Consider the following 11,586-nt stretch of genomic DNA (forward strand, 5'->3'; position numbering starts at 1 on the left):
CCGCCGATATCGGAGCTGCCTTATTTAGATGTAGTCTTGGCTCCAGCCGGTACGGCCACGGCAAGGCCCTTCAACAACGCTGAAGACGCGGCGGCATTCAACCGCCCACGGATCTCATTAGGGTCGTTCCAGACGTGGCAATCGAGCTTCTTCCGGCTGACCGCCTCCCGATGTTGCATGGCTCGAACTTGGAATGAGTGCTCGTGGTCAATCTACACAAATGCCGTCAATCGATCGGCTCCGTCTCGCGACTTTTGCTACCAACTACCATGCAGCTGGCCATTTCGATCAAAACTTACATAGTCACGGAAGTGATGCGTTCATTGGCGCTGTTTATTAGAGGTACAGCGCCCACCTGGTTTACTGGGGAGGGATATCAACAATCTGGCACGGGTCGAGCACGATAGACATCACGCGATTCGGGAGATCCAAGTTATATTCTCCCAGCTCACCAGAGATGACAATTCCCGGTCGAATAGCCGAGACCAGCCGCAGCCGCGCGATGCTCTCTGCGTCATCTTTGGACACACGACAGAAGAATCCTTTTCCTGGCGTAAGAGCAGGTCCAACCTCGGCAGCGAGTTGGATGAGCCAAGATGATGGCTCCTCCGTGTAATCAGCAACAAAGGCCGTCATTTGAGCGACCCCTCGCTGCCGCAGCTTCGCTTCGGCTTCTCCAGCATTCAATGGGTTGGATAGGAGCAATAGGTGTTCTGCAAAGAGCTCCCGCATATCGTTATACGGCGGCAACTTTTGAGCAGCCGACCCTCCGTCCGCGTTCGACGAACTTGCGTCGGCTTGTGATACGGCGCCTATGGCTTCGCTTTTTTCGGCTTCTGCCACTTGCACGCGAGATGAAATGCTCACCGGATCGAGCGTGACAATCAAATCATTGCCCGCAAGCTCTGGCGACTTTGCGACGAAATTGGCATACGGCGCGCAATTTAATACCGCACGTACGGCTGAGGCAGGCAAAGCCTCGTCCGCCCTTGTTGACGCCGATCCCGCGGTAATTTCAGATGGCTTTCCATCAAGCTCTCCCGTCGGCAGCAAGCGCATGCGGACGGATGCCTGTCGTTTCGCATCCGCCGGAAAAGCCCAGCAATCAACGATGCTGGAACCGAGGTCGTCCAAGACCTGTCTATCGATCTCGGCTTTGGGTTTGGATGGCTGGTTACCAACCCTTGCCGCAGACGCAGACGGGGGCTGCGCACTTGTTAGAAAGGCAAGCTGAGGAGGGATGGTTTCTGGCGAAGCCATGAAGGAGACGCCTAGCGAGATAAGCCAGATCCAGATGTATTTTTGCGCCGACCTGTTTGTCACCGCTGCGCGCCTGAGGAAGTAGATGAGAGGCGTCAGGAGAACGAAGCCAACCATCATTGTGTCAGACTTAGCCAACCCGGTCTTGACCAGTTCACCACGGTCGCGAAGGGCAAGGACGAGAGTGGCCAGAGTCGCTCCGACATAGACGGCTGCCAAGGCCCCATCAGCGAGATTGCGGGTTGCGAACCAAGCCGCTAGTACGAGCACCGTGATGAGCAGAGGGGAGCCAGCAAGCAGATATGCGTAAATTTCCGAAGGCTCCGGATGCACAAACTTAGCAGTCTGGCGCCCGATCATCGGAGCTAGCTGCGGAGGTTCTACAAGCTGCGGCAGAGGTGGCGCCGACAGATCATCCCTGAAAAGGCGCGTTTGATTGGCGACTTTCCATTCCGTACCAAACTCCGCCGTCCAGACGCGAGTTTCCGGATCCACTTCGCCAGCAGCGATGATGCTTGCCAACTCGGACTCGTCTACCGGCCCGATGGATTTTCCGTCCCGCTCGTAAAACCAAAGCGACATGTTAGTTCTCCGTGAAATCAAGGAGGTTGCGCAGCTTTGCCGTGATGGAGCGCGCCGAGACTTGGAATTGCCGCAGACGGTCGGTGCTGTAGAGCGGGAATGTAGAGTATACTCCGTGGTGAAATACTCGACAAGGCGCTGCTCTCTCGTTCATGACAATACGAGAGGTGCTGGCCTTCAACTTGAAGGCACTGAGACACGAGCAAGGGCTTTCGCAGGAGGAGCTTGCTCATAGGGCGGAACTCGACAGAACCTATGTGAGCTCGTTGGAGCGGAACGTCTACAGCGCTTCAATCGATGTAGTTGAGCGACTGGCCAATGCGTTAAACGTGGGCGCTTCGGACCTTTTGAAACGACCGAAGACAAAGAAATGATGTCCTAGCCACTGAGTGCTGCGCGTCGTTTTAATTCATGGCGGCCCACGCAAAAAATGGCGTCGTGCGGGATAATGTGCTGTCGTCCTTTGGGCCTCGGTCGCTCGTGGGCCATGCGGCACGTATCGAGCGAGATCCGCGCATAGCCGCTACTGTCAAAGAGGACGAGGGAGCTGCGGCTGATACGGCGGACCACCGTCCAATGGTTGAGCGAGCCGAAGACTGACAACACTACGGCCTGACCTGGTTGTCCAACCCAATCGCCGAGCCGACGCAAGAGCTCTTCAAAACATGGTTGTTCGTCTCGGCCGAGCATAGATTTGGCTCGGATGGTCAGATCGTGTTCAGTCGCCAGATGCAGAATTGCGGCCTTTAACAAATACCTTAGAGGCTGTGTATCAATACCGTTCGACGCGGCGTGGGCCGCCCCTACTGACCGATCAACGGCCTCCACCAGTGCCACAAAAAGATCTTGCCAATCGCGTTGGCGTAAAAGAGTTGCTTGAACGCCAAGCACCAACCGGATCGCGTTTACGACAGCATAAACTCCACAGAGGCCATCGAGCTCGCCCTGTCGAAAGGGAAGAGGAGTGAGATGAGCCATCACACCTCCTCCGTCGTGGGTTTCGCGGGCCGGAGGGACAGTCGACTGCAATGGGTCTTCAACCCGCACCACTCGAGCTGACAGGGAAGGGTGTCGCGTATGTTGTTACCATTGCAGACGGCCAGCTGGTCGGCAGCACAAAATCGCCAGACAGCGTGCTGAAGCGATCGAGGTGAGCTTGAACCGGCGGGAGTAGATAGCCGGGCTGCCAGGTCGCGCAGGATCGTCTCGCAGCTCGCCGGGCCGTAACATCGTTCACCATAGAGGTGATCGCCTTCATAGGCTGACAAAATGCCAGTCCGGTGCAGAAAGTTATGCACCAGCGAGTCGACGACGACGACTGATGCGCCGACGGCGTGCCATCGTTCGCGATCGGGACCAGCGTTGAGGAGGATTTGTGAGAGCATCATGCCGGCAAGCTTGCGTGAGACGCCAACGACTTGCGTGAAAGCCGCCAGAAGCTCTTCGCGCCCGGCGGAGACCGGGTCTTCGCCGGTGTTGGTCACATCGAGCAATCGGTCGATGAAGGCAACTAGATCGCCACTGCATTCGTCGCGGATGAACAGATAAAGCGAGAAAGCTTGCTCGTTAAGAACACCCTTCCTCAATGCCAGCTTGGGCACAGGGCACGTGGCCAGGCTGTCGGGATTTGCGCAGGTCTGAGCGACCTTGCGATAACGGCAACCGCGATAGCTATCAAAGTCGACCAGCTTCGGGCAGAGCTCCTGCTCGCTGGAACGTCCCTCCCTGCTGAGCGCATCGGTGACGCCGTACCATTCGGCGTTGCCGTGCTTTTCGATATAAGCGCGGGCGTGTGAGTCACGGATCCCCTGGTAGCTAAAACCGTCAATCAGTGATCGGTACAGCCATGACGTATCGGAATTGGCAATTGCCTCTGACGCATCTGAGGATTGGTCGAGCGCCAATGGATCAATGCCATGATGTTTTGACTGGGCCGGCAGGGAGACCAGCGCTGCCATCATCGCTCGGGCGTCGTCAATTGTTTTCACCATCGTCATGCGCTCTCAATATTCATCGGCGCGCATGACGGTCATGACGCGAGAGGTGACGTTTCGGTCGGCGGCATCGGGTGAAAGAAACTGCCGTTTCAGGTCGTAATAGTCGATTTTCCAAATGATTTTGACGCCATCGACGGTCATGACGGCACAGTCATGCTCACCGTTGGGATCGTTCTCAGGCGTGAAAGCATCGAAGGCGGCGATTGCGACAATGATCCTCGTTACGGCCGATGCGCCAAGGCCGGCGATGCCAGCGGTAATGACAATTGTTCCGCCGAGACGTCGGATCCTAAGGTCGTCGTTGAGTTGACGGATTTTGACTAGGTTTTCATCGAGCATTCCCCGGATCATTTCGATATCAGCCGGCAACATTCCCTTGTCTTTCTCGGTCATGAGCTTTTCCTTTCTTGAGCACGAGCGAAGGCGGCACGGCAGCGATTGCTGCCGAGGCGAAGGTGATTGGATGGTCAGTGGGGGTTAGAGGAGACGCATCAGCTTGCGTTGGGCGGTAGCGTCGCCGTCGATGTAGGATTGGGTGGTATTCAGCGACTTGTGGCCGGCCAGCTGCTGAACGTCGCGCAACGAGCCGCCGGCCTTATGGATCATTCGAGCAGCATGGGTGATAAATGTCCGGCGGCCCGAATGTGATGAGCAGCCGTCGAGGCTTAGATCGCCATAGACACGAGCAAACCAATTGACGATGGTTTTAGCACTCATTCGGTCTCTGCGTTCGGATACGATGACTGGCCCGGTCAGGTCGGCACCGCGAACGAGTTGCTTGAGCGCCTGGCTGATCTCAGGATGCATCGGAATGCGTCGACCGCTTCCTTTCTTCGCCGCCCACCCAGGCAACTCGATCAATAGCGCGATTTTGCCATTCGCTGTCGATACCATCGACCAATCGAGGGCAGCGATTTCGCAGGCTCGAAGGCCAGCACGAAAACTCAAAAGTACGATTACACGATTTCTCAGCGGCAGTCGGCTTCGCTTGCTCCAAGTCAGAAGCGCGCGCAGTTCCGACGGCCGCAGCAACTTTGCTGGCTGACCTCGCATGTTGAATTCCTTGTGTGTTTGGTGGCGGTTGAAACGGCCGGCTATCTTCGACAAAGCTCAACCAGTTGACACAACCATGATAACACATTTACGAGTTAAACGCAACTTAAGATTGCACAATCACCTTTTGGCGGAATTAATGTGCCTTCGGCGGGCGACGTTCCCGCCGAAGGCAACCGAGGTTCAAGCGCTCGGTGCAGCAAGCGCTACGCGGCGCCGCGATGTACTAAACGACGGCAGGTTCGGCCAATCACGCCACGACAACGTCAAGCGGTCGCTGGAGGGATCGGCAGCAAGGACAACGGCCTCCCACCAGCCGTCCTCGCGGCCGACCGTGGCAAGCACAGTCGAGCCGACGACAATACTAGACCAAAGATCCAGCTGTTGCGCCGGTGCCGTGACGGGAGGCTGGTCGGCGACGCTGCCGGCATCGGCTGGTCGCAGCTCGTGCTCGGTGCCGATCAAAGCCGCGAACTTTTCGTAGACATCGTGTTTTACAAACGCACAGACGACCTTGCCGGCCGGTGACACTCGACCGGCCGGTATCTCTTTTGCCAGGACGGCAAGCTCGTCGGTCGACGGGACTACTACGGCGACACGCTGCGCATGTGCGACCGTAAGAGCTGCGCCAATCGCATCCCCCGCGAACGTGCACGCACGCGGTCTGCCTTCAACGCTACCGTCAAGAATAACGGCAAATTTCTCCATCTCAATCTCCATCTGTTTATTTAGTCACAATAGAACATAGCATGAACACACGACAACGTCAAATATAGATGTAAATTTGACTGAATATATGAATGGAGAAATTTCGCCGCAAAACCGAATAACGGCTCCCCAGAGAGGCTAACCGGTGAATTAAAAAACTGATACTGGCTACTCTGAGCCGAGCGCAAGCTTCCGACGATTTCCGAAACGGAAAGGGGCACTGAAGGCGCCCCTTTCACATGCTCGGGCTTGCGATCGAAGATAGTGATTGAACTAGGGCGCAATCATCCGAGCGGCAGGGAGATAAGGTAGGCGCAACCAGTGGCGTTTCGTTCTGCGCTGCGGCTTGCGAATTTGAGAGTACTGTGCAGCAATTTCTACGTAGGTCAGCGTTTCGGCAGTTGGCAACACGGACCGACTTGTCAACGCGGGCCCCAACCAACGGCCCGATGCCACTTCACCCGAAGGCTTACAGTACGAGAGATGCAACGATGGGCAAGAGATCGCGAATTTAGAGACTGATCGCGCCGCCAGGCATACTCTCATCTCGTCGTCAGCTCTGGGGCCGAAAGGGACTGTCAGCTTCTAAGCACGAATTTTCACAAGCCGACTTTCATGCCGCAATGGAATCGACCTGACAGGGCGCAATCCAAGCCCTAACCAGGGAACAGGAATGCCGACGCAGGATCGAAGAAAATGCGTTGACCCGGTGCGATGGCGCTGTCCGCTTCCTCTGCATCGGAGGTTGGCCTGACGTCGATATCTTCTCCGGCCGCCGTGCGCGCCACGATGCGCCGGCGGTCGCCGAAGAAGGCGGTATCGACGATCTCGACGCCGAGTGCTGCGCTCGCTGGCCCGGGCGTCAGGCGGAAGGCTTCGGGGCGTACCATCAGGCGCACCTTTTGGCCTTGACCAAAGGATGTTGTCGTCTTTACGCCGGTCACGATCGAGCCGTCGGCCAGGCGGACCGTCGACGCGCCACCTGCGGTTAGCAGATGCTCGGCCGGCAGGAAATTCGAGTTGCCGATGAAGCCGGCGACAAACTCGCTCGCCGGCCGGAGGTAAAGATCCTCACCGGTGCCGATCTGTTCGATACGGCCTTCCCTGAACAGAGCGATGCGATCCGAAAGATGCAGCGCCTCCTCCTGGTCATGCGTGACATAGAGGATCGTGACGCCTGTCTCGCGGTGGATGCGGCGGATCTCGGCCTGGATCTCCTGGCGCAACTTCTTGTCGAGTGCCGACAGCGGTTCGTCCATCAAGAGGATCGGTGGGTCGTAGGCCAGCGCGCGTGCAAGCGCCACGCGCTGCTGCTGGCCGCCAGACAGCGCGCCCGGATGGCGGTCGGCGAAGTTTTCGAGGCGCACCAGCGCCAGCATGTCGGCAACCTTGCGCTTGACCTCGCCGTCGGGCCGGCGGCGCACGCGCAGCGGAAAGGCGACGTTCTCGGCGACGCTCAGATGCGGAAAAAGGGTGTAGCGCTGGAACACCATGCCGATGTTGCGCTTGTGCGACGGCACCGAAAGCAGTGACCTGTCCTCCAGGAGCACATCGCCCGAGCTCGGATCCTGGAAACCGGCGATGGCGTACAGCGTGGTCGACTTGCCGGAGCCCGACGGGCCGAGGAACGTCAGGAACTCGCCCTTGGGCACATCGATGGTGACGTCGTGGACGGCGACGAAGGCACCGAACGTCTTTCTTACTGCGCGTATGGACAGGAAGGGAGGGATCATCTGGACAATTTTCTGCGAAGGAGTGCGGTCACGATCATCAGGCACAAGGTCAAGCCGACAAGCAGGCTGGAGGCGGCGGCGACGACCGGGCTGAGGTCGGCGCGCAGGCTGCCCCAGATTTTCACCGGCAAAGTTTGCAAGCTCGGGCTCGCCATGAAGATCGCCACCACGACCTCGTCCCATGAGGCCAGGAAAGAGAAGATCGCCGCCGAGAAGATGCCGATCCTGATCGACGGCAAGGTGATCCTAAGCCTCGCCTGCAGCGGGCTGGCGCCGCAGACGATGGCCGCGTCCTCGATGGATTTGTCAAAACCCTCGAGCGCGGCCGTGATCGGAATGATGGCGAAAGGCAGCGCCAGGATGGTGTGGGCGATGACGAAGCCGACCGTGGTGCCGGCAACGCCGATGCGCAGGAAGAAGGCGTAGATGGCGATGGCGAAAACGACCACCGGCAGCACCATCGGCGTCAACAGCAAGCCGCGCAGGACCTGGCGTCCGCGAAACTCACCCCTGACCAGGCTGAAGGAGGCGAACAGGCCGATGATGACGGCGAGGATAGCGGCCATGGCGGCAATTCGGGCACTGGTCAGCGCGGCATCGATCCAGGTCGGGTCGCCCAGTAATTGCTGATACCATTTCAGCGTCCAGCCGGGTGGCGGAAAGGCCAGCCAGCGCGACGAGCCGAATGACAGGAGCACGATGAAGACCACCGGCAGCAGCAGGAAAGCCGCGACGGCCGCCGTGAAGCCGCCAAGCACCATGCGCAGCCATCCGAGCCGTTCATAGTCGAGCAGCATGTCAGGTCCCTCCCCCGGCGCGCCTGGCTCCAACCAGGCGAAGCTGGATCGCGTAGAGCGCCATGGTGACGGCAAGCAGGACAAAGGCGGCCGCACTGCCGAGCCCCCAGTTGAGCAGCGACTGCACCGTCTGGGCGATCATCTCGGCCAGCATCATGTTCGATGTGCCGCCGAGCAGGGCCGGGGTGACGAAGTAGCCAAGCGACATGACGAAGACCATCAGGCCGCCAGCAGCGACGCCGGGAAGCGACAGCGGCAAGAGGATGCGGCGGAAGGCCTCGAACGCGCTTGCGCCGCAAAGGGCTGCCGCGCGCAGCGTCATCGGGTCTATCGACCTCAGTGTGCCGACCAGCGGCAGGATCATGAAGGGCAGCATGATGTAGACCATGCCGATGGTGACGCCGGCCAGATTGTTGATGAGCGGCAGCGGCTCGTGAATGATGCCCAGGCCCATCAGTGCCCGGTTGATCACACCGGTGCGCTGCAGCAGCACCATCCACGCATAGGTGCGGGTAAGAAGGTTCGTCCACATAGACAGGATGATGATGCCGAAGACGATCGAGCCCAGGGCAGGCGGCATGATCGCCAGCATCCAGGCGACGGGGAACGCCACCAGGATGGTGACGGCGGTGACGACCGATGCAACCAGGAAGGTGTTGAGGAACACCCGCACATAGGTGCCGCTGCCGAACAGCGCCGCGTAGTTCTGTAAGCCCGGTTCGGGATCGGTGACGCTGCGCAGCAGCAGGGCGACCACCGGCACGATAAAGAACAGCCCGACCAGGAGCAGGGCCGGCAAGGCGCTGCCACTGCCGGCCGGCAGGCCGACGATCGAGCCGCGTCTAGAAGAATTTCCTTGCATCGAGCGGTCCTGTCTCGAAACGGGGCGCGCAAGCCGCGCCCCGTCGGTCTGCAACGGCGTTACTTGGTCTGCCAGGCATACCAGCGCGTCGCGATCTCGTCGCGATGCTCGGCCCAGTAGTTCATGTCCAGGTTGATCTGGCCCTCGACATGGGCATCTGGCAGGGCCTTGACGGCATCGGCCGGCATCTCCGCCTTGGCCTTGGTGTTGATGGGCGCATAGCCGCTTGCTTCGGCGAATTTCGCTTGGCCGGTCGGGCTGGTGGCGGCGGCAAGGAACTTCATCGCGCTGGCCTTGTTCTTGGTACCCTTCGGCACGACGAGCACGTCGGCGGCGGTGAGGTTCTGGTTCCAGGAGACGCCGACATCGGTGCCGTCCTGCTGAAGGGCGAAGACGCGCCCGTTCCACAATTGCCCGAAGGCGGCCTCGCCGGAGGCGATCAACTGCTGCGACTCGGCGCCGCCGCCCCACCAGACGATGTCGGACTTGATGGTGTCGAGCTTCTTGAAGGCACGGTCGAGGTCGAGCGGATAGAGCTTGTCCGCCGGGACGCCGTCGGCCAGCAGAGCGATCTCGATCACGCCCGGCGCCGACCATTTGTAGAAGGTCCGCTTGCCGGGAAACTTCTTGGTGTCGAACATGTCGGCCCAGCCGGCCGGTTCGCCCGGGACGGCGCCCTTGTTCCAGGCGAGCACGAAGGAATAGTAGAAGCTGCCGACGGCATGCTCATTGCTGAAGCGCGGGTCGAGATCGGTCTTGGGCACGACCGCATAGTCGATCGGCTCGAGCAGTCCGTCCTTGGCGGCCTTGATGGCGAAATCCATCTCCACGTCGACGACATCCCAGGTGACGTTGCCGGCGTCGACCATGGCCTTGAGCTTGCCGTAGTCGGTCGGTCCATCCTGCAAAACCTTAATGCCGGAGCTGGCCTCGAAGGGGGCGGCCCAGGACTTGGTCTGCGCCTCCTGCGTGGTGCCGCCCCAGCTGGTGAACGCCATCTCATCGGCCTTGGCGGCTGTCGCCGCGAGCAGTCCGGCCAGCAGGCCGGTCAAAATCAATTTCATTCTCATTCTCCTCTGTTGGTCTGTTCTTGTTTTTCTCAGTGCACCTGCGTCCTGCGCAACTCAGCGCATGACGAAGGGATCGGGGATCGGCTCGTCCGAGGTGTTGATCCATACGGATTTCGAGCGCGTGTAGTCTCTGATGGCGTCGAGACCGCCTTCGCGGCCGAGGCCCGACAGGCCGTAGCCGCCGAAGGGAACGAGCGGCGATACGGCGCGATAGGTGTTGACCCAGACAACGCCGGCATGGATGTCGCGCGCCATGCGATGCGCCTTGCCGAGATTGCTGGTGAACACGCCGGAAGCCAGGCCGAACGGCGTGTCATTGGCGAGTGCCAGCGCCTGCGCTTCGCTGTCGAAGGCAAGCACGCTGAGCACCGGTCCGAACAGTTCCTCCCGCACGCAGGGCAGGTCGCTGCCGTTGGCATCGATGATGGTCGGTGCGTAGTAGAAGCCGCTGCCGACTGGCCGTGTTCCACCGGTGACCAGCATGCCGCCCGCGGTGAGGCTTTCCGCGACAACCTTCTCGATCCAGTCGCGCTGCCGCAGCGTGGCGAGCGGACCCATTTCGGTCGCCGGATCCTGCGGATCGCCGATGCGAATCGCCTCGGCCTTGCGCTTCAGGCGAGCGAGGAATTCATCCTTCACCGAACGTTCAACCAGCAGCCGCGAGCCGGCCACGCAGCTCTGGCCGGTCGCCGCGAAAATGCCGGCGACCACCGCATTGGCGGCACTGTCGAGGTCGGCGTCGGCAAAGACGACGACCGGGCTTTTGCCACCGAGTTCGAGCGTGGTGTAGGCAAGGTTTTCCGCCGTGTTCCTGACGACGGCGCGCGCCGTCGACGGACCACCGGTGAAGGCGACGCGCGAAACCAGCGGATGGCTGGTCAGGCGCCGGCCGCAATCATGGCCAAAGCCGGTGAGGATGTTGACGACACCGGCTGGAAAGCCGGCCTCATGAACCAATTCGGCAAAGGCAAGCAGCGGCGCCGGCCCATCTTCGGAGGCCTTGAGCACGATGGTGCAGCCGGCGGCGAGCGCCGGGCCGAGCTTGACGGCCGAGAGGAAGAGCTGCGAATTCCACGGCACCACCGCGGCAACGACGCCGATCGGTTCGCGGCGTATGATGACGTCGAGATCCGCCTTGTCAACAGGCACATGCGCGCCTTCGTGCTTGTCGGCAAGCCCGCCATAATAGCGGTAGTAATCGCCGACATAGGCGATCTGGGCGCGGGTTTCGCGGATGATCTTGCCGGTGTCGCGCGTCTCGAGTTCTGCAAGGCGCCCGGCATTCGCGGCGACGAGGTCGCCGAGCTTGACCAGCAGTTTTCCACGCGCTGTCGCAGTCATCCTTCGCCACAGGTCTGAGCGCAGCGCGCGGTGCGCCGCCTCGACGGCACGGTCGACATCGGCTTCGCTCGCCGCCGGCATCCTGGCCCAGGCCGTCCCGGCCGATGGGTCGACGCTGTCGAACGTGGCGGACGGCTCGTCGAAGCGGCCGTCGATGAAGTTCCTGAAGACAGCGTCGGTCAT

The 11,586-nt window shown here is 60.3% G+C and carries 12 protein-coding genes; 1 reads left to right on the top strand and 11 read right to left on the bottom strand.

The features are described from left to right. Positions 1-360: 360 nt before the first annotated feature. A complete protein-coding gene (gene tolA, locus NKJ80_RS03605; protein ID WP_352497057.1) occupies positions 361-1,842 on the bottom strand; it encodes a cell envelope integrity protein TolA in 1,482 nt (493 codons plus the stop codon). Between the two features lie 152 nt (positions 1,843-1,994). Here tolA and NKJ80_RS03610 point away from each other — a divergent pair, with 152 nt between their 5' ends. Then, complete coding sequence (locus NKJ80_RS03610) at positions 1,995-2,216, top strand: helix-turn-helix domain-containing protein (protein ID WP_352497058.1); 222 nt, start codon at positions 1,995-1,997, stop codon at positions 2,214-2,216. A 4-nt stretch (positions 2,217-2,220) separates the two neighbouring features. On the opposite strand, the gene NKJ80_RS03615 is transcribed toward NKJ80_RS03610, so the two are convergent. The 10 genes from NKJ80_RS03615 to NKJ80_RS03660 all read right to left on the bottom strand — a co-directional run bounded on the left by NKJ80_RS03615 (position 2,221) and on the right by NKJ80_RS03660 (position 11,586). Next, positions 2,221-2,820 carry a hypothetical protein gene (locus NKJ80_RS03615; protein ID WP_352497059.1) on the bottom strand — a complete coding sequence of 200 codons (600 nt, stop codon included), beginning with the start codon at positions 2,818-2,820 and terminating at the stop codon, positions 2,221-2,223. Further along, positions 2,820-3,839 (bottom strand): hypothetical protein, encoded by a 1,020-nt coding sequence (locus NKJ80_RS03620; protein ID WP_352497060.1) that lies wholly within the window; start codon positions 3,837-3,839, stop codon positions 2,820-2,822. The genes NKJ80_RS03615 and NKJ80_RS03620 overlap by 1 nt, the downstream gene beginning before the upstream one ends. 6 nt (positions 3,840-3,845) lie before the next feature. Then, positions 3,846-4,232, bottom strand: a complete 387-nt coding sequence (locus NKJ80_RS03625) for a DUF3768 domain-containing protein (protein WP_352497061.1) — start codon at positions 4,230-4,232, stop codon at positions 3,846-3,848. 84 nt (positions 4,233-4,316) lie between these two features. Continuing rightward, positions 4,317-4,946: a tyrosine-type recombinase/integrase gene (locus NKJ80_RS03630; RefSeq protein ID WP_352497062.1), complete on the bottom strand. Its 630-nt coding sequence runs from the start codon at positions 4,944-4,946 to the stop codon at positions 4,317-4,319. 129 nt (positions 4,947-5,075) lie between these two features. Then, positions 5,076-5,600 carry a hypothetical protein gene (locus tag NKJ80_RS03635; RefSeq protein WP_352497063.1) on the bottom strand — a complete coding sequence of 175 codons (525 nt, stop codon included), beginning with the start codon at positions 5,598-5,600 and terminating at the stop codon, positions 5,076-5,078. A gap of 656 nt (positions 5,601-6,256) precedes the next feature. Further along, a complete protein-coding gene (locus NKJ80_RS03640; RefSeq protein WP_023825142.1) occupies positions 6,257-7,333 on the bottom strand; it encodes an ABC transporter ATP-binding protein in 1,077 nt (358 codons plus the stop codon). Continuing rightward, on the bottom strand, positions 7,330-8,130 hold the full coding sequence (locus NKJ80_RS03645) for an ABC transporter permease (protein ID WP_352497064.1): 801 nt from the start codon (positions 8,128-8,130) through the stop codon (positions 7,330-7,332). The genes NKJ80_RS03640 and NKJ80_RS03645 overlap by 4 nt, the downstream gene beginning before the upstream one ends. 1 nt (position 8,131) lies before the next feature. Beyond that, on the bottom strand, positions 8,132-8,992 hold the full coding sequence (locus NKJ80_RS03650) for an ABC transporter permease (protein ID WP_352497065.1): 861 nt from the start codon (positions 8,990-8,992) through the stop codon (positions 8,132-8,134). 59 nt (positions 8,993-9,051) lie between these two features. Then, entirely contained in the window at positions 9,052-10,056 is a 1,005-nt protein-coding gene (locus NKJ80_RS03655; protein ID WP_023697485.1) for an ABC transporter substrate-binding protein, read from the bottom strand. Between the two features lie 60 nt (positions 10,057-10,116). Beyond that, the gene (locus NKJ80_RS03660) at positions 10,117-11,586 is read right to left on the bottom strand and encodes an aldehyde dehydrogenase (RefSeq protein ID WP_352497066.1); all 1,470 of its coding nucleotides are present in this window, start codon (positions 11,584-11,586) and stop codon (positions 10,117-10,119) included.

It is taken from the genome of Mesorhizobium sp. M0030 (assembly GCF_040323695.1).
Classification (GTDB): domain Bacteria; phylum Pseudomonadota; class Alphaproteobacteria; order Rhizobiales; family Rhizobiaceae; genus Mesorhizobium.

What these genes read in the sequence shown, in the direction of transcription:
- NKJ80_RS03635 (WP_352497063.1), bottom strand. Translation starts at nt 5,600, where the DNA reads ATGGAGAAATTTGCCGTTATTCTTGACGGTAGCGTTGAAGGCAGACCG.
- NKJ80_RS03615 (WP_352497059.1), bottom strand. Translation starts at nt 2,820, where the DNA reads ATGGCTCATCTCACTCCTCTTCCCTTTCGACAGGGCGAGCTCGATGGC.
- NKJ80_RS03610 (WP_352497058.1), top strand. Translation starts at nt 1,995, where the DNA reads ATGACAATACGAGAGGTGCTGGCCTTCAACTTGAAGGCACTGAGACAC.
- NKJ80_RS03655 (WP_023697485.1), bottom strand. Translation starts at nt 10,056, where the DNA reads ATGAAATTGATTTTGACCGGCCTGCTGGCCGGACTGCTCGCGGCGACA.
- NKJ80_RS03650 (WP_352497065.1), bottom strand. Translation starts at nt 8,992, where the DNA reads ATGCAAGGAAATTCTTCTAGACGCGGCTCGATCGTCGGCCTGCCGGCC.
- NKJ80_RS03640 (WP_023825142.1), bottom strand. Translation starts at nt 7,333, where the DNA reads ATGATCCCTCCCTTCCTGTCCATACGCGCAGTAAGAAAGACGTTCGGT.
- tolA (WP_352497057.1), bottom strand. Translation starts at nt 1,842, where the DNA reads ATGTCGCTTTGGTTTTACGAGCGGGACGGAAAATCCATCGGGCCGGTA.
- NKJ80_RS03645 (WP_352497064.1), bottom strand. Translation starts at nt 8,130, where the DNA reads ATGCTGCTCGACTATGAACGGCTCGGATGGCTGCGCATGGTGCTTGGC.
- NKJ80_RS03660 (WP_352497066.1), bottom strand. Translation starts at nt 11,586, where the DNA reads ATGACCGACGCTGTCTTCAGGAACTTCATCGACGGCCGCTTCGACGAG.
- NKJ80_RS03625 (WP_352497061.1), bottom strand. Translation starts at nt 4,232, where the DNA reads ATGACCGAGAAAGACAAGGGAATGTTGCCGGCTGATATCGAAATGATC.
- NKJ80_RS03620 (WP_352497060.1), bottom strand. Translation starts at nt 3,839, where the DNA reads ATGACGATGGTGAAAACAATTGACGACGCCCGAGCGATGATGGCAGCG.